Source organism: Elioraea rosea (assembly GCF_007644105.1).
Classification (GTDB): Bacteria; Pseudomonadota; Alphaproteobacteria; order Acetobacterales; family Acetobacteraceae; genus Elioraea_A; species Elioraea_A rosea.
The window spans coordinates 1-15529 of the sequence record NZ_VFAC01000060.1; the positions used below are offsets into that span (position 1 = coordinate 1).

18 protein-coding genes are annotated in these 15529 nt (G+C 71.8%); 12 read left to right on the forward strand and 6 right to left on the reverse strand.

Annotated elements, in window-relative coordinates:
- Positions 1 to 988, forward strand: a 988-nt coding sequence (locus FIF60_RS20295; protein ID WP_275426729.1) for an ATP-dependent helicase C-terminal domain-containing protein, incomplete at its 5' end; no start/stop codon positions are given.
- Here the strand turns inward: FIF60_RS20295 and FIF60_RS20300 are convergent.
- Together FIF60_RS20300 and FIF60_RS20305 are read right to left on the reverse strand one after the other, a co-directional pair.
- The gene (locus tag FIF60_RS20300) at positions 972 to 2144 is read right to left on the reverse strand and encodes an MFS transporter (protein WP_144300116.1); all 1173 of its coding nucleotides are present in this window, start codon (positions 2142 to 2144) and stop codon (positions 972 to 974) included. The genes FIF60_RS20295 and FIF60_RS20300 overlap by 17 nt on opposite strands.
- A gap of 103 nt (positions 2145 to 2247) precedes the next feature.
- Positions 2248 to 2604: a hypothetical protein gene (locus tag FIF60_RS20305; RefSeq protein ID WP_144300117.1), complete on the reverse strand. Its 357-nt coding sequence runs from the start codon at positions 2602 to 2604 to the stop codon at positions 2248 to 2250.
- 181 nt (positions 2605 to 2785) lie between these two features.
- Between FIF60_RS20305 and FIF60_RS20310 the strand changes: the two genes are divergently transcribed.
- From FIF60_RS20310 to FIF60_RS20340, 7 genes are all read left to right on the forward strand, one after another.
- Positions 2786 to 3466 carry a winged helix-turn-helix domain-containing protein gene (locus FIF60_RS20310; RefSeq protein ID WP_144300118.1) on the forward strand — a complete coding sequence of 227 codons (681 nt, stop codon included), beginning with the start codon at positions 2786 to 2788 and terminating at the stop codon, positions 3464 to 3466.
- A gap of 9 nt (positions 3467 to 3475) precedes the next feature.
- A complete protein-coding gene (locus FIF60_RS20315) occupies positions 3476 to 4915 on the forward strand; it encodes a sensor histidine kinase (RefSeq protein WP_144300119.1) in 1440 nt (479 codons plus the stop codon).
- A gap of 375 nt (positions 4916 to 5290) precedes the next feature.
- On the forward strand, positions 5291 to 6595 hold the full coding sequence (locus FIF60_RS20320; RefSeq protein ID WP_144300120.1) for a CaiB/BaiF CoA transferase family protein: 1305 nt from the start codon (positions 5291 to 5293) through the stop codon (positions 6593 to 6595).
- Entirely contained in the window at positions 6592 to 7503 is a 912-nt protein-coding gene (locus FIF60_RS20325; RefSeq protein WP_144300121.1) for a hydroxymethylglutaryl-CoA lyase, read from the forward strand. Before FIF60_RS20320 ends, FIF60_RS20325 begins: the two co-directional genes overlap by 4 nt.
- Before the next feature lie 72 nt (positions 7504 to 7575).
- Complete coding sequence (locus tag FIF60_RS20330; protein WP_144300122.1) at positions 7576 to 8136, forward strand: CHAP domain-containing protein; 561 nt, start codon at positions 7576 to 7578, stop codon at positions 8134 to 8136.
- Positions 8137 to 8271: 135 nt separating this feature from the next.
- Entirely contained in the window at positions 8272 to 8880 is a 609-nt protein-coding gene (locus FIF60_RS20335; protein ID WP_144300123.1) for a CHAP domain-containing protein, read from the forward strand.
- Positions 8877 to 9104 carry a hypothetical protein gene (locus tag FIF60_RS20340; protein ID WP_144300124.1) on the forward strand — a complete coding sequence of 76 codons (228 nt, stop codon included), beginning with the start codon at positions 8877 to 8879 and terminating at the stop codon, positions 9102 to 9104. The genes FIF60_RS20335 and FIF60_RS20340 overlap by 4 nt, the downstream gene beginning before the upstream one ends.
- 4 nt (positions 9105 to 9108) lie before the next feature.
- On the opposite strand, the gene FIF60_RS20345 is transcribed toward FIF60_RS20340, so the two are convergent.
- Positions 9109 to 9447, reverse strand: coding sequence for an ArsR/SmtB family transcription factor (locus FIF60_RS20345; protein WP_144300125.1), 339 nt, complete (start codon positions 9445 to 9447; stop codon positions 9109 to 9111).
- A gap of 141 nt (positions 9448 to 9588) precedes the next feature.
- Between FIF60_RS20345 and FIF60_RS20350 the strand changes: the two genes are divergently transcribed.
- The 4 genes from FIF60_RS20350 to FIF60_RS20365 are packed head-to-tail and all read left to right on the forward strand — an operon-like array spanning position 9589 to position 13611.
- A complete protein-coding gene (locus tag FIF60_RS20350) occupies positions 9589 to 10548 on the forward strand; it encodes a metal ABC transporter solute-binding protein, Zn/Mn family (RefSeq protein WP_144300126.1) in 960 nt (319 codons plus the stop codon).
- Positions 10545 to 11339 carry a metal ABC transporter ATP-binding protein gene (locus FIF60_RS20355; RefSeq protein ID WP_144300127.1) on the forward strand — a complete coding sequence of 265 codons (795 nt, stop codon included), beginning with the start codon at positions 10545 to 10547 and terminating at the stop codon, positions 11337 to 11339. The genes FIF60_RS20350 and FIF60_RS20355 overlap by 4 nt, the downstream gene beginning before the upstream one ends.
- On the forward strand, positions 11336 to 12676 hold the full coding sequence (locus FIF60_RS20360; RefSeq protein ID WP_144300128.1) for a metal ABC transporter permease: 1341 nt from the start codon (positions 11336 to 11338) through the stop codon (positions 12674 to 12676). Before FIF60_RS20355 ends, FIF60_RS20360 begins: the two co-directional genes overlap by 4 nt.
- Positions 12673 to 13611: a metal ABC transporter permease gene (locus FIF60_RS20365; RefSeq protein ID WP_144300129.1), complete on the forward strand. Its 939-nt coding sequence runs from the start codon at positions 12673 to 12675 to the stop codon at positions 13609 to 13611. The genes FIF60_RS20360 and FIF60_RS20365 overlap by 4 nt, the downstream gene beginning before the upstream one ends.
- Here the strand turns inward: FIF60_RS20365 and FIF60_RS20370 are convergent.
- The 3 genes from FIF60_RS20370 to FIF60_RS20380 all read right to left on the reverse strand — a co-directional run.
- Positions 13577 to 14260 carry a class I SAM-dependent methyltransferase gene (locus FIF60_RS20370; protein WP_144300130.1) on the reverse strand — a complete coding sequence of 228 codons (684 nt, stop codon included), beginning with the start codon at positions 14258 to 14260 and terminating at the stop codon, positions 13577 to 13579. The genes FIF60_RS20365 and FIF60_RS20370 overlap by 35 nt on opposite strands.
- Positions 14261 to 14311: 51 nt before the next feature.
- Entirely contained in the window at positions 14312 to 15193 is an 882-nt protein-coding gene (locus FIF60_RS20375; RefSeq protein WP_144300131.1) for a DMT family transporter, read from the reverse strand.
- A gap of 40 nt (positions 15194 to 15233) precedes the next feature.
- Positions 15234 to 15529: GcrA family cell cycle regulator (locus FIF60_RS20380; RefSeq protein WP_239451738.1), on the reverse strand; the 296-nt coding region annotated here is incomplete at its 5' end.

Genomic DNA, 15529 nt, shown 5'->3' on the forward strand with positions numbered 1-15529 from the left:
ACAGCACCGGCGCAGGCTCGGCCTCGGGCGCGCGGCCGCCGCGCGGCCGGACCAAGCCGGGCGCATCCTCGCGCTCGCCTACCCCGATCGGGTGGCCATGGCACGCGGCACCGAGCCTGGCGCCTTCCTGCTGTCGAGCGGGCGCGGCGCGCGGGTCTCGGCTGCCGATCCGCTCGCGCGCGAGCCCTTCCTCGCGGTCGCTGCGCTCGACCTCTCAGGGACGGAAGCGCGCATCCGTCTCGCCGCACCGCTCAGCCGCGCCGAGATCGATGCGCTGTTCGGCGAGCGGATCGAGGCAGCGGCGGAGGTGGCGTGGGACGATCGCGCCTCTGCCGTGCGCGCGCGGCGTCGCGTACGCCTCGGCGCGCTGGTGCTGGAGGAAAGCGTGCAGCCCGAGCCGCCTGCCGAGGCGGTGGCCGCGGCGCTGTGCCAGGGCATCGGGCTGCGCGGCCTCGGCGTGCTGCCGTGGAGCGACGCGTCGCGCCGGCTGCAGGCGCGGGCGGTGCTGATGCGCCGGGCGGAGGGCGTGGCCTGGCCGGACGTTTCCGACGACGCGCTCGCCGCCTCGCTCGAGGGCTGGCTCGCGCCGCATCTCGGCGGCATGAGCCGGCTCGCCGATCTGGCTCGGCTCGATCTCGTCGGCATCCTGCGGGGGCTGCTCGGCCATCGCGCCGCACTGCTCGATGCCGCCTTCCCCTCGCATGTCGTGCTCGGCAACGGCACGCGCGCCGCGGTGGACTACACGCGCGATCCGCCCGTCGTGTCGGCGCGCGCGCAGGCCTTCTACGGGCTGAAGGCGAGCCCCCGCATCGGCAACGGAACGATCCCGCTTGCTGTGGAGCTGCTCTCCCCCGCCGGCAGGCCCGTCGCGCTGACCCGCGATCTCGGCGCGTTCTGGAAGGGGGGCTGGGCGGATGTGCGCAAGGACATGCGCGGCCGATACCCCAAGCACGCCTGGCCGGAGGACCCCTCTACGCCTTCGCCCTGAGCAGCCAGACGCCGACGGCCGCGGCGGGAAGGCCGAGCAGCACCCAGGACCCGCCCCAGCCGAGGCCGATCGCCACCGTGAAGCCGAACAGCGGCGGCAGGGCGATCTGGCCGAGCTGGGCGAAGGCGAGCACCGCGCCCGTCACCGCCCCGGCCTTGCCGGGAGGCGAGAGCCGGGCGAGCTCGGCAAGCATCAGCCCGTGCCAGGACATCGCCGTGGCGGAGCCGGCGACGGCGACGGCGAGCACCGTCCACCACGAGCTCGCCGGGGTGAGCGGGGCGAGCGCGGCGAAGGAGAGGCAGGTGCCGATGGCGATGATCGCGAGCAGGAACCGCGCGGGGAATTTCGCCCCGGCCGCGCCCCAGAGGATGCGCGCAGGGATCGCGACAAGCGTGGCGAGGCTGAACAGCGCGCCGGCGGAGCCGAGCGTCCAGCCGAGACGTTCCACGAGGAACACGACGAGGAAGGTCTGGAACACGAACTGCAGCCCGACCAGAACGACGAAGGCCATCGCCAGGACGCGGATCGCCGGCAGGCGGCGGACGGTGGTCATGGTGTCGAGCACGCCGGAGAGGCCGATGCGGGCATGCGGGTCGCGGTCCGCGTCGAAGCGGGCGCGAAGCGGCTCGAGCGCGAGGCAGAGGGCGAGGCAGAGCAGGGCGGAGAGGACGAGCGCGCCGCGCCAGCCGAACAGAAGCGCGAAACCGGGGCCGAGCAGCCCCGACATGGCGACGCCGACCGGCACGCCCGTCTGCTTGATGGAGAAGAGGAGCGGCTGCTGCCGCGGCGGCACGACGCGGGCGAGGAGATGCGAGGAGGCAGGTGTCGAGATCGTGCTGCCCAGGCCCACCGGGATCGAACCGAGCGCGACGAGAAGCACGCCGGCCGGTGCGGCCATCGCGAGGCCGCTGGCGGCAATGGCCAGCGCCACCTGGCTCACCCGCAGCGCGCCGTAGCGGTTGAGGAACCCCCCCACCCCGAGCGTGCCGACGAGCGCCGCACCCGCGGCCAACGCGGCGTAGAGCCCGGCGAGTGAGGGATCGACCCCGAGATCGGGGCCCATGGCCGGGGCAAGCACGGGTACGAGGCCGCGCGTGAACGTCGCGAAGGCCTGCTGCACCAGCATGGCGAGCGTGGCTGTCAGGGCGAGCGACACGGCCCAGTTCCGATGGCGGTCAAGCCATCAGCCTGGGCCAGTGACGCCCTCCCCGCAAGGTGCGGTGCAGCAAAACTGTCCCGCGCGTGGTCCGGCCAAAGCGTCAGTGCGGCGCGGCGGTCCTGTCCTTCGCGGCCTCGAGCCCCGCCTTGGCGAGCCCGTTGGCGCTCTCGATCGCCTCGGTCGCCGCCGTTGCCGCCTGCGAGAAGCTCGCCAGCATGGCGTTGGCGACGCGGGCCTGGTCCTCGCCGAACTCGGCGATGCGCGCGCCCATCCAGCGCGTCATCACCTCGCCCGCCTCCGCCACCGTGCCGCAGCGGGCAAGGTCACCCATCAGGGCGATGCGGCTTTCGACCATGTGCAGCGTCAACGTCATCAGGGCAGCGGGCAGTTCCGTGCCATCGGCCTCCTGCGGCGCCGGAGCGGGAGCCCCGCTCGATCGGGTTCCGTCACGCGTCATCGGACGTGCCCTCCTCGTCTTTCTTGTGGATCGGGGGAGGCTAGCACCACCCGGGCCCGCCCTCTTTGCGATAGGGCAAGGCGGTCGTCACATGCGCGTGCGATGAGGACGCGCTGCCTGGTTCATGGCAGGATGGATACGACCCCGGGTCGGACTCCGGGCGGGACGGATCGAACGAACGATGCGCATTCTGCTGGTCGAGGACGACGAGGACGTGGCCCGCTTCGTCACCAAGGGGCTTCGCGAGTCCGGCCATACCGTCGATCACGCCGACCAGGGGCGGGACGGGCTGTTCCTGGCAGCCTCGGAGAACTACGACGTCATCGTGCTCGACCGCATGCTGCCTGGCGGGATGGACGGGCTGCGCCTCCTCGAGACGCTGCGCGCCACGGGAGCGAAGGTGCCGGTCCTGTTCCTGTCGGCGCTCGCGCAGGTCGATGAGCGGGTGAAGGGGCTGAAGGCGGGCGGCGACGACTACCTGACGAAGCCCTTCGCCTTCACCGAGCTTCTTGCCCGCGTCGAGGCGCTCGGCCGCCGCGGCCGCAGCGATGCGCCGACGACCCGGCTCTCCGTCGCCGATCTCGAGATGGACCTGCTGGCGCGGTCGGTGAAGCGGTGCGGCAAGCCGATCGAGCTGCAGCCGCGCGAGTTCCGCCTTCTCGAGTTCCTGATGCGCCATGCCGGCCAGGTCGTCACCCGCACCATGCTTCTCGAGGCGGTGTGGGACTACCATTTCGACCCGCAGACGAACGTGATCGACGTGCATGTCTCCAGGCTCCGGCAGAAGATCGACCGCGGCTTTTCCTTCCCGCTCATCCACACCGTGCGCAATGCCGGCTACATGCTGCGCGCCGAGGCCTGAGGGACGACGATGAGCCCGCCGCTCACCCTTCCCCCCGACCCGGCGGACCGCCCATTCCTGCGGCTCGTCCGCTCCACCGGGTTCAAGCTCGCCGCGCTGCATGCGGTGCTGATCGTCGTTTCCGCCGTCGCGCTCTCCGCCTTCTTCTGGTGGAGCACGGCCGGCTACCTGAACCGGCAGACCGACCTTGCCGTCCGAACCGACGTGCAGCTCCTGACGGCGCGCTGGCACGCCGGCGGCACCGAGGCGCTGGCCCCAGCGATCGAACAGAAGCTGGCCGAGGACGCGGACGACGAGGAGATCTACCTGCTGACGGACCAGGTCGGCCGCGTGCTCGCCGGCAACATCGAGCAGCTCTCGCCGTCCTCTTTGCACGAGGGGGACTGGCACGAGGGCCCGATCCTGCGGGATGGCCAGGCCACCGTCGGGCGGATCTATGCCCTCGACCTGCCGGACGGGTCGCGCCTTCTGGTGGGGCGCGACGTGAAGCAGCGGCTCGAGCTGCGCGAGCTTGTCGGCAATGCGGTGCTGTACGGCACGCTCCTGGCGCTCATCCTGGCCGCGATCGGCGGCCTGCTCGTGCGCAGGCTGCTGCAGTCACGCCTCGCGCCGGTCGCGGCGACGGCGACGGCGATCGGCCATGGCGATCTCAGCCACCGCGTTCCCCTCTCCGGCGCCGATGACGATTTCGACCACCTCGCCGAGACCGTGAACGCGATGCTTGACCGCATCGGCGTGCTGATGGACGGCGTGCGCGAGGTGTCGAACGCCATTGCGCATGACCTGCGCACGCCGCTCGCCCGGCTGCGCGGGCGGCTCGAGGAGGCGCTGGAGCAGACCGATGCCGCGAACCTGCGCGCCGCCGTCGAGCGGGGCATCGCCGAGCTCGACGGCATCATCGGCGTATTCCAGGCGCTGCTCCGCATCGCCGAGATCGAGGCCGGCGCGCGGCGCTCCGCCTTCGCCGGGCTCGACCTCGCTGCCCTGCTCGCCGACGCGGGCGACCTCTACGGCGCGGCGGCGGACGAGCGCGGGCTCGTCTTCGTCGTCGATCTCCCGCCTTCGCTACCGATGGTGGGCGACCGCGACATGCTTCTCCAGGCCGCGGCCAACCTGCTCGACAACGCCATCAAGTTCACCCCTCCCGGCGGCCAGGTGCGGCTCGCCGCCGCGCGCCGGGGCGGCGACATCGAGATCACCGTGTCGGATTCGGGGCCAGGCATTCCGGCCGGCGACAGGGGCAAGGTGGTGGAGCGGTTCTACCGGGCCGAGGCGAGCCGCGGCACGCCGGGGTCAGGCCTGGGGCTCGCCCTCGTCCAGGCGGTGGCGCAGCTGCATGGCGGCACGCTTGCCTTCGAGGATGCCGGGCCCGGGCTTCGCGCCACCATCACCCTGCCCGCGCCGGAGAAGCCCCTCGAGCCGGAGCATGCGTACGTGATGGCCGGGTAGGCCTAGGCAGCGCTGGTGCTGTGCCGGAAAAAAATGGGGGCGGGAGGCTTTCGCTTCCCGCCCCGAGGCTTCACGCGCCAGACCGGGGGGATCGGCGCGTGCGCCGGCGGGACCATGCCGGCGACATCCGGGAGAGACGAGGATCGACAAAGGTTCGTTCCTCGATGGGCAACATACCCGCGAATGATTAACCATAGGTTGCACAACCCACGCAAGGCCGTTGCGGAGTCGATGCTCGTTAAAGTTGAATCTTGGCCAAGCTTTTCACGAAATCGTGTGGCATGCGGGGTGGTTCAGCCCCTGCCGGGTTGATTTCGTCTCCCCGATGCCGCACGTCCGGGCCGGTTCTGGGGTAGTCGGGGAGCGAAAAGCGGCATGGCAGAGGCAGAAGGCGCCGAGTCGCGGCGCGACTCGGCCACAGACTGGGCGACGGAAGCGGGCGGCGACTCGGCACCGCGCGGGCCGCTCGCCGGCCTGAAAATTCTCGAGCTCGGCCACTACATCGCCGGTCCCTTCTGCACCCGCATCCTCGCCGACCTTGGCGCGGAGGTGATCAAGCTCGAGCCGCCTGGCGGCGACCCGTTCCGCGGCTGGGGCAGCGCGTTGGACGGCAATTCCGTCTGGTGGTCCATCCACGGCCGCAACAAGCTCTGCGCGGAGGTCGACCTCAAGCACGCGCAGGGCAAGGAGGCGGTGCGCCGCCTCGCTGCGCGGGCAGACGTGCTCGTCGAGAATTTCCGGCCCGGCTATCTCGAGCGGCTTGGCCTCGGGCCCGAAGCACTTCGGGCGCTGAACCCCAGGCTCGTGGTGGCGCGCATCTCCGGCTACGGGCAGGACGGGCCCTATCGCGACAAGCCCGCCTTCGGCGCGATCGGCGAGGCGATGGGCGGCATCCGGCACCTCACGGGCCACCCGCCGGGGATGAGCGACCTGCCGCCGCCGCGCGCGGGCATCTCGATCGCCGACGACCTTGCCGGCCTCTACGCCGCGATCGGGCTTCTCGCCGCATGCTGGCGCCGCGACGTGGCCGATCCGAGCAGGGGAGGCGGCGTGGGCGCAGTGATCGACGTGAGCCTGGTCGAGAGCGTGTTCAGCCTGATGGAAGGGATGCTTCCCGAGTACGGGCTGTTCGGGAAGGTGCGCCAGCCCGCCGGCGCGGCGATCCCCACCGCTGCGCCGACCAACACCTACCCGACGAAGGATGGCGGCTGGATCGTCATCGCCGGCAATTCCGACCCGATCTACCGCAGGCTGATGGCGCTGATCGGCCGGCCCGAGCTCGCCGCCGACCCGAGGCTCGCGACCAATGCCGGGCGCTGCGCCCATGTCGGCGAGATCGACGCAGCGATCGCCGCCTGGACGAAGGGGCTCGACGCCAAGGAGGCGGACAGGCTTCTCGAGGAGGCCGAGGTGCCGGCCTGCCGCCTGTACAGCATCCGCGACTGTGCCGAGGACCCGCATTTCCGCTCCCGCCGGGCGGTGCAGGAGGTCGAGGATCCGCTTCTCGGTCGCGTGCTCCATCCCGGCCCCGCGCTGCGCGTCGATAGCCACGAGCCGGACGCGGTGGTGGGCTGGACGGGCCCTGCCGTGGGGGCGCACAACGGGCTGGTTCTCGAGAGGCTGGCCGGGCTCGACGCCGAGGCCGCCGCCTCTGCGCGCGGGGAGGAGAGGGCGGGATGAGCGGCACGGTCACCATCGTCGAGGTTGCGCCGCGCGACGGGCTGCAGGCCGTCTCCGCCTTCGTGCCGACGGAGCAGAAGATCGCGCTGGTGCGGGCGCTTGCCGCCGCAGGCCTCGTCGAGATCGAGGCGACGAGCTTCGTCAGCCCGAAGGCGATTCCGCAATTGGCGGACGCGGCCGAGGTCCTGGCGGCGGCAAACGCGATCGAGGGCATCCTCCCCTCCGTTCTCGTGCCGAACCGCAAGGGGGTGGAGCGGGCGCTTGCCGCTGGCGCCCGAAAGCTGGGCCTCGTGATGAGCGCGACCGAGGGCCACAACCGCTCGAACCTGAACCGCTCGGTGGAGGAGAGTTTCAACGACCTGGCCGACATCGTCGCGACCATGCCCGCGGACGGTCCGGCGATCCGCTGGAGCTTCTCCTGCTCCTTCCACTGCCCGTTCGAGGGTGTGGTCGCGCCGGCGCAGGTGCTCGCCCTGCTCGAGCGCGCCGTCGCCATCCGCCCGGGCCTCACCTTCGCGCTCGCCGACACGACCGGCAATGCAGCGCCCGACCAGGTGCGCGCGCTGTTCGCCGAGGCGATCGCCCGTTTCGGCTCCCGCGCCCGCTTCGCCTTCCACGGGCACGACACCTACAATCTCGGCATCGCCAATGTCGCGGCCGCTTACGAGGCCGGCGTGCGCGAGATCGACGCCGCGGCCGGCGGCATCGGCGGCTGCCCATTCGCGCCGGGTGCGTCGGGCAATGTCGCGACCGAGGACGTGGTGTGGCTGTTCCGACGCCTCGGCGTCGAGACGGGCGCGCGCTGGCGGGAGCTTCTCGAGGCGGCCGATCTTGCCGCCCGGCTTGCCGGAGGTGGGGCCGCATCGGGGCACCTGAGGCATGTGAGGGCCGCGCGCGAAGCGGCCTGAGGCGCCGTCACGCCATCGCAGGCTTGCGCCGCGCCTGCCCCGTCCGCTACCGAAGCGGGTGGAGGCTCCCTGATGCGACGCCTGCGCGCCATCATGTTGCTGCTCGCTCTCTCCGCCTGCGCCGGGCCGCGCCCGGATGCCGCAGCATCGGGCTGGGGCAACGAGTGGTCCGGCCTTCCGGGCGACATTTCCTGCGTTCCCTTTGCGCGCGAGCTCTCCGGCATCTCGCTCGCGGGAGATGCGCATGGGTGGTGGGCGGCCGCGGCCGGCCGCTACGACAGGGCCTCGGCCCCTGCGCCGGGCGCGGTGCTCGTGTTCCAGCGGACGCGCAGCCTTCCGCAAGGACACGTTGCGGTTGTACTCCGGCAGGTCGGCCCTCGCGAGGTCCTAGTCACCCATGCGAACTGGGGAACCGGCCGCGACAAGGGCCGGGTCGCGCACAACCAGCGCGTGGCGGACGTCTCGCGCAACAATGACTGGTCGGCGGTGCGGGTATGGCATCCGCCTTCCGGAACGCTCGGGATCACCGTCTATGCCGCGCATGGCTTCATCCTGCCGGCATCGACGGCCGACCCGGTCCGGCTCGCAGCGAACGTGCCGCGGGCGGCGATGGCGGCCTCGGGAACGCGCTAGCCCGCTTGATCGCTGCAGTGCAGCACGCCATGTAGGGAATGACATCTCGCTCGGGAGATGTTCGCCGAGCGGGACGTATGACCATTGCGTGGCACTGGTTGCACCTTGTTATGCATTTTGATACACGGTGCCCGCATGCCGCGCCGGATCGCTCCACTCGCTGCTCTGCTTGTCGCGGTTGGCTGCGCGAGCCATCCCGGCCATGACTACAGGGGCGTGGCGACGCTCGCGCCGCTGTCCGACACGTTCCGCTCCTGGCGCCCGGACGGTCCGCGCACGGTCATCTCCCGCCGCGCCGCCGCGCCCGATCCTTCGGCCGAATGCGTGCCCTTCGCCCGCGACCTCTCCGGCATCGCGATCGTCGGCGACGCCTGGACTTGGTGGGGGCAGGCCGCCGGCCGCTACGCACGCGGCCGCGCGCCGGAACTCGGCTCGGTGATGGTTTTCCAGCCAACCGAGGACATGCCGCTCGGCCACGTCGCGGTCGTCACCGCCGTGCTCGGGTCACGGGAGGTGCTGGTCAGTCACCGGAACTGGGCGGGCGGGCTCGAGAAGGGGCGGATCGACCTCGATCGCCCGGTACAGGACGTTTCGTCGCGCAACGATTGGTCCTCCGTACGCGTTTGGCATGAGGCGACGGGGCGTCTCGGACCCGGCGCGCATCGGTTGGCAGGCTTTGTGCATGCCCGCGAGGTGCCCCCGCGCGACGGACGGGGCCGGTTCGAGGTTGCGGAGGTTCGATGACCATGGCCAGACAGCGTCAGCCCGCACTGCAGGATACGGCCGCCACGCGCGCACAGGTGCGCGAGGTGGTCGCTGCCATCGCCGCGGACGTCATCGCCGAGACGGTGCAGCGCCTCACGGGGTCGAGCGGCCGGCGCGAGGCAGCGCCGCTTCGCATCCGCTCCGGCACGCGGTCAGGCCCGCGGCGCCGCCGGGCCCGCTCGAAGCCGGCCGCCTCGGGCTGAGGGATCAGCCCGCTTCGGCCTCGTCCGCCTCTTCCTCGGCGACGTGGTCGACCATGTCGGTCAGCATCGAGCGGATGTGGTCGTCCCCCACGACGTAGAAGACCTGCCTTCCCTGCCTGTCGGCCTGGAGTAGCCGCGCGGCGCGGAGCAGCCTGAGGTGATGGCTCACCAGGCTCGCGGATAGGCCGAGCCCCTGTGCCATCTCCGTCACCGACACGGGCTTGTTGAGGCTTGCGAGGATGATGCGCAGCCGCGTCGGATCGCTCATCAGCCGGAACATCTCGGCGAGCTCGACGATCTCGTCCTCGCCGACGCCGCGTGTGCGACCCTCCCTGCCTGCCATCGTTCGATTTCCTCGCCGCTTCCGACCGCACGCTTCCAGCAATCCCTTCGCGGTGCAAGCGGGGCTTGCGCGCCGGCCCGACCTGGCTCATATCTCGTTTCGAAAAGCTAATATCTTTCAAGGGTTTGACGAGGTGAAGAGATGAACAGGTGTTCAACCATTTCTCGCCGCGCCGCGCTCGGCGCGGCCGCGCTTGTCGCACTGCCGGGCCTCGCGCGGGCGCAGTCTGCGCCGCGCATCCTCTCCACCACCGGCATGATCGGCGATCTCGTTCGTGAGATCGGCGGCGATCGCGTGCGCGCCGAGACGCTTCTCGGCGAGGGGGTGGACCCGCACACCTACCGCCCGACGCGGGCCGACATCGCGCGGCTGAACGGCGCGGATGCGCTGTTCTACAACGGGCTGCTCCTGGAGGGGCAGATGACGGACGTGTTCGTCCGCCTCGCGCGGAACGGCAAGCCCGTCTACGCGGTGACGGAGCTCCTCGCCGCCGACCAGCTGCTGGCCGACGATGACGGCAAGGACGACCCGCATGTGTGGATGGACGTCACGCTGTGGACCAGCGCGGCCGAGCACATCCGCGATGCGCTGATCCGCCTCGTCCCCGCCGGCGCCGACACCTTCCGCCGCAACCATGACGACCTCGCCCGACGGCTCGCCGCACTCGATGCCTACGCGAAGCAGGCGATCGGCTCGATCCCGGACGCGTCGCGCGTGCTGGTCACCGCGCATGACGCGTTCGGCTACTTCGCCAGGCGCTACGGGCTGGAAGTCGAGGGCGTGCAGGGGCTCTCGACGGAGGGGGAGGCTGCGTTGCGGCGGATCCAGGACCTCGTGGCGATGCTGGTCTCGCGGCGCATTCCCGCCGTCTTCGTCGAGACCTCGGTGAGCGACCGGAACGTGCGCGCGCTGATCGAGGGCGCTGCCGCGCAAGGCCACCGCGTCGCCATCGGCGGCGCGCTCTTCTCCGACGCGATGGGTCCGCCCGGAAGCTACGAGGGTACCTATGTCGGCATGATCGACCACAACGCGACGGTCATCGCCCGCGCGCTTGGCGGCTCGGCACCTCCGAAGGGGATGAACGGCAGGCTCGCGGGATGAGCACCACCGCATCGCTTCCGGTTCCCGCGCTCTCGGTCAGGCACCTCACCGTCGCCTACCGCGACGCGCCCGTGCTGTGGGAGGTCGGCTGGGCGACGCCGCCTTCGGGTCTCGTCGCGATCGTCGGGCCGAACGGCGCGGGCAAGTCGACGCTCATCAAGGCCGTGCTCGGGCTCGTGCCGAAGCTCTCCGGCGAGGTGCGCATCTTCGGCGAGCCGCTCGCCGCCGTGCGCCGCCGCGTCGGCTACCTGCCTCAGCGCGCCTCGGTCGACTGGGACTTTCCGGCAACCGCGCTCGATGTCGTCGCGATGGGCCGCTACCCGCGCGCAGGCTGGCTCCGCCCGCTGGGGCGGAAGGAGAAGGGTGCCGCGCGCGCCGCGCTCGCAGAGGTCGGCCTGTCCGACTTCGCCGACAGGCAGATCGGCCAGCTCTCGGGCGGGCAGCAGCAACGCGTGTTCCTCGCCCGCGCGCTCGCGCTGGAGGCCGATCTCTACCTGATGGACGAGCCCTTCGCGGGCGTCGATGCCGCGACGGAGAAGGCGATCGTCTCCGTGCTGCGGAGGCTGGCGGACCAGGGCAAGGCCGTCGTCGTCGTGCACCACGACCTCGCCACCGCGCCGCACTATTTCGACCACGTGCTTCTGCTGAACCTCCGCGCCATCGCCGCCGGGCCGATGGCGGAGGCTTTCACGCCGGAGAACCTCGCCCGCGCCTATGGCGGACGTCTGTCGCTTCTCGACCAGGCGGTCGCGGCCGCTGCCGGCGCGCCAGGCGCGGCGCCCCGCGCGTGATCAACGCCGACTTTCTCGCAGCGCTCACCTTCTCGCTCGGCCACAACGCCGCTGTAGTGGTGCTCGGCTGCGCCGCCTTCGGGCTCTCGGCCGGCCTCGTTGGCAGCTTCGTCCTGCTGCGCGGCCGCGCGCTGATCGCCGACGTCGCCGCGCACGCCACGCTTCCGGGCGTGGCCGCGGCCTTCATCGGCGCGACGCTCGCGGGCGTCGATCCGCGCAATCTCTGGCTCCTGATGGCAGGCGGTGCGGCGACGGCCGCGCTCGGCTCGCTCGCCGTCCGCGCCGCCGCGGCGACGGGGCGTGTGCGCGAGGACGCGGCGATGGCGCTCGTCCTCTCCTCCGGCTTCGGCCTCGGCGTGGTGCTGATGTCGGTCGTGCAGTCGCTTCCGACGGGCGGCCAGGCGGGACTCGCGCATTTCATCCTCGGGCAGGCGGCCGGCATGTCGGAGGCTGAGGCACAGGCCCTGATGATCCTCGCCGCCATCGCCGCAGGCTGCGCGCTGGTGCTGTTCAACCCGCTGCGCGCACTCTGCTTCGACGAGGCCTTCGCCGCCTCGGCCGGGCTGCCGGTGCGCGCGCTCGATCTCGCGCTGACGGCGCTGATGCTTCTCGTCGCCGTCGCGGGGCTGCGCGCTGTCGGGCTCATCCTCGTCGTCGCGCTGATGGTGATCCCCGCCGTCACCGCGCGGCTGCTGACGGAACGGCTATCCGTGATGGCGCCGGTCGCGGCGCTGGTCGGCGCGGCATCGGGCTGGGTCGGGGCGTCGCTCTCGGCGGCCGTGCCCGGCCTGCCGACCGGGGCGGTCGTGACCGTCACCGCCTGCGCGCTGTTCCTGCTTGCCCTGTTCTTCTCGCCGACGCGCGGCGTGATCGCCGCCGCGCTCGGCCGCGCGGTGATGACCTGGCGCATCGCGCGCGACCATGCGCTGCGCGGCGCGTGGGAGGAGCTCGAGAGGAAGGGGAGCGGCGCCGACGCGCCCTTCGCCGAGGCAGCGATCGCCGAAGCCTGGGCCTGGAGTGCGGCGCGGATGTCCGCCGTGTCGTTGGCGCTTCGCCGCGCGGGGCTGTGGCAGCGCGCGGCCGAGCCTGGCTTCCTGCGGCTGACGGCGTCCGGCGTCGATGCCGCGCGCAACGTCGTCCGCCGCCACCGTGTGTGGGAGATCTACCTCACCCGGGCGGGCGGCGTGCGCGCCTTTGCCGCCCATCGCGGGGCAGACCTGATCGAGCATACGCTTCCGCCGGAGGTGGAGGCGGAGGTCGAGGCCTGGCTGGAGACGGCCGACCCGGACACGGCGCGGCTGGCCGTGCCGCCGCCCGTCGAGGGGGCACGGGCATGACGCTCGTCGATTTCCTGCAGCTCGACCTCGTACCGATGCTCGCGGCCATCCTCGCCTGCGTCACCTGCGGGCTGCTCGGCACGCTCCTTCTGCTCACCCGCAACAGCATGATGGGCGATGCGATCAGCCACGCCGTGCTTCCCGGCATCGCTGCCGGGTTCTGGATCACCGGCACGCGCGCCTCGCTTCCCATGGTGGGCGGGGCGATCGCCGCGGCAGTCGTCGCCGTGGCGCTGATCGGCCTCGTCCGCCGCCTCGCACGGCTCGAGGCGGGCGCGGCGATGGGCGTCGTGTTCTCCGGGATGTTCGCGCTCGGGCTCCTGATGCTCGTCTGGTCCGGTGCGGACAGGGTGGACCTCGATGTCGAATGCGTTCTCTACGGCATCCTCGAGACGCTGATCTGGCCGGCAGCGACGGGGCCGGCGAGCCTCTTCGACCCGGCCGCGCTCGCGGCGCTGCCGTCGGAACTGCTGCTGCTTGCGGGGATGTTCGCCGTCACGGTCGTCGCCCTCCTGCTGTTCTGGAAGGAGCTTCGCCTCGCCGCGTTCGATCCGGCCTTCGGCACGGTGATCGGCTTCGATCCGCGCCCGGTCCGCGCGCTGCTCATGCTTCTCATCGCTGCCGCCTGCGTGGCGGCGTTCTGGGCCGTCGGCTCGATCCTGGTGATCGCCGCGCTGATCGGCCCGCCGGCCATCGCGCGGCTGCTCACCGAACGCTATGCCGCGCAGTTCCTGCTTGCGGCGCTGGCGGGCGGGGCGATCGCGGTCGCGGGCTACGCGGTCGCTGCGCTGATCCCGGCCGCGCTCGGCGCCGCGCAGGGCTTCAACGCCGCAGGCATGATCGCGGTGATGGCGGCGGTGGGCTTCGCGCTTGCGACGGCGCTGTCGCCGTTCCGGGCGTCTAGACGGCGTCGCGCGGCAGCGTCACGAGCGTGAAGATGCCGAGCGGCGGGCACGGCTGAAGCGTCGCCGCGGTAAGCTGGCCCGGGCTCAGCACCGTCTCCATCGCAAAATCGGGGTGCCAGCCGAGCGCGCGGCTGAACGGCGCGACGGCCCGCTCGACGCCGCGGCGGAGGCCCATATGCGGGGCAAGGAAGTGGTTCACGAGGAGGATGGTGCCGCCTGGGCGGACCACCCGGCGCATCTCCGCCATCATCCGGCGCGGGTTCGGCACGACGGAGGCGACGAACATCGCCACGGCCGCATCGAAGCTCGCATCGGGGAACGCCATGGCCTCGGCGTCCATCTCGTGCAGGCCCTCGACCGTGGCGGCGACCCCCTCGCGCACCCGGCGCTCGGCCACCGCGAGCATCTCGGGGCTCAGGTCGATCCCCGTCACCCGCTTGCCGGCGACGTAGTGGGGCAGCGCGAGGCCTGTGCCGACGCCCACCTCGAGAAGCCGCTCTGCCGGAAGCGCGTTCAGCGCCGCGACGGCGCGCATCCGCCCGGGCCGGGAGACGAAGCCGAACACGCTGTCATACACACCCGCCCAGCGGCGATAGGCGTCGCGCACGTCCTGCGCGTCGAGCGGGCGGGCCGGTGCCCCGGCGCCCCGCGTCTCTCCTTGGCGGATTGTCGCACTCATGTCAGGCACTCGCCTACTCCCACTCGGACGCTTCTGCAATGGGCGCTTCGCTCACGGACGCTTGGGCTGGGCGCGCGTCTCGGTCCAGATCACGAAAAGCCCCCCCGCGGCGACGATGAGCGCACCGGCGAGGGCGACCTGATCCGGCATCTCTCCAAACAGCAAATACCCGGCCAGGGTTGCCCAGATGATCTGGGTATAGGTGAAGGGGGCGAGCACCGAGGCCTGGGCCCGTTGATAGGCGAGGATCAGGAGGAAATGCCCGATGCCGCCGAGCAGACCGAGCACGGCGAGCAGCGCCCACTCCTCGAAGGTCGGCCACACCCAGACGAAGGGTACGATGAAGGTCGTCAGCACCGTGGCCGCCACCCCCGTGTGGAAGATGGTGGTGAAGGCGTCGTCCACGCCGGCGAGCCGCCGCGTCAGCACGGAGTAGATGGCGAAGACGAGGGCGGTGCCGAGCACCAGGAAGGCAGCCGGGTGCGTCACGCCCGCGCCGGGGCGGATGATCACCATCACGCCCGCGAAGCCGACGACGATGCCCGTCCAGCGCTGCCAGCCGACCTTCTCCTTCAGCACCCGGGCCGCAAGCAGCGTAACGATCAGCGGACTTGCGAAGCCGATTGCGACGCATTCCGCGAGCGGCACGTGCACGAGAGCCGCCGTGAACAGCAGGTTGGCCACGGCCAGGCAGAGCGAGCGGACGATCTGCAGCTTCGGCGCGCCGGTGCGCGGCGGCAGGCGCCGGCCCGCGGCAGCGAGCGCGGCGGCGACCACGATCATGTGGAACAGAAAGCGCGCCCAGAGAACCTGGAGCACGGGAAGGGACTGCACGGACGTCTTGATGGCGCTGTCCATCATCACGAACAGCAAGAGCGCGCCCAGCATCAGGACGATGCCGAGAGCCGGCCTGTCGGCCGGCTTCGCGGTCATGTCCCGTCCCGTGGGTCAGGACGGTGCGCGGAAGGGAAGGCTAGGCGGCGTCCTCGCGCCGGTCCGGCTTGGCCCGGACATAGGCGAGCGCTGCGTGCTGCTCGCAGTAGGGCTTGCCGGCAAGCGCGGCGTCGGAGCAGAAGCGGAACCCCGGCGTTCCCGGCTCGCCGATCGGCCAGCAGCAGGTCGCGTTGCCGAAACGGAGCGGCGCGGGCCGCGGCGCCGGGGCGGCCTGGGCCGGCCGCGGGGCCGCTGGCTGCATTGCTCCGGGCGACTGGCCGAGGGCGGGGCGGGAGACGGGCAGCATCGGCATGGGCCGCGGCATGGCCGGGCGCG

Excerpts from the sequence above, each read along its gene's own strand:
- FIF60_RS20350 (WP_144300126.1), top strand. The coding sequence starts at position 9,589 with ATGAACAGGTGTTCAACCATTTCTCGCCGCGCCGCGCTCGGCGCGGCC.
- FIF60_RS20305 (WP_144300117.1), bottom strand. The coding sequence starts at position 2,604 with ATGACGCGTGACGGAACCCGATCGAGCGGGGCTCCCGCTCCGGCGCCG.
- FIF60_RS20340 (WP_144300124.1), top strand. The coding sequence starts at position 8,877 with ATGACCATGGCCAGACAGCGTCAGCCCGCACTGCAGGATACGGCCGCC.
- FIF60_RS20320 (WP_144300120.1), top strand. The coding sequence starts at position 5,291 with ATGGCAGAGGCAGAAGGCGCCGAGTCGCGGCGCGACTCGGCCACAGAC.
- FIF60_RS20355 (WP_144300127.1), top strand. The coding sequence starts at position 10,545 with ATGAGCACCACCGCATCGCTTCCGGTTCCCGCGCTCTCGGTCAGGCAC.
- FIF60_RS20375 (WP_144300131.1), bottom strand. The coding sequence starts at position 15,193 with ATGACCGCGAAGCCGGCCGACAGGCCGGCTCTCGGCATCGTCCTGATG.
- FIF60_RS20345 (WP_144300125.1), bottom strand. The coding sequence starts at position 9,447 with ATGGCAGGCAGGGAGGGTCGCACACGCGGCGTCGGCGAGGACGAGATC.
- FIF60_RS20365 (WP_144300129.1), top strand. The coding sequence starts at position 12,673 with ATGACGCTCGTCGATTTCCTGCAGCTCGACCTCGTACCGATGCTCGCG.
- FIF60_RS20330 (WP_144300122.1), top strand. The coding sequence starts at position 7,576 with ATGCGACGCCTGCGCGCCATCATGTTGCTGCTCGCTCTCTCCGCCTGC.
- FIF60_RS20310 (WP_144300118.1), top strand. The coding sequence starts at position 2,786 with ATGCGCATTCTGCTGGTCGAGGACGACGAGGACGTGGCCCGCTTCGTC.
- FIF60_RS20315 (WP_144300119.1), top strand. The coding sequence starts at position 3,476 with ATGAGCCCGCCGCTCACCCTTCCCCCCGACCCGGCGGACCGCCCATTC.
- FIF60_RS20370 (WP_144300130.1), bottom strand. The coding sequence starts at position 14,260 with ATGAGTGCGACAATCCGCCAAGGAGAGACGCGGGGCGCCGGGGCACCG.
- FIF60_RS20325 (WP_144300121.1), top strand. The coding sequence starts at position 6,592 with ATGAGCGGCACGGTCACCATCGTCGAGGTTGCGCCGCGCGACGGGCTG.
- FIF60_RS20335 (WP_144300123.1), top strand. The coding sequence starts at position 8,272 with ATGCCGCGCCGGATCGCTCCACTCGCTGCTCTGCTTGTCGCGGTTGGC.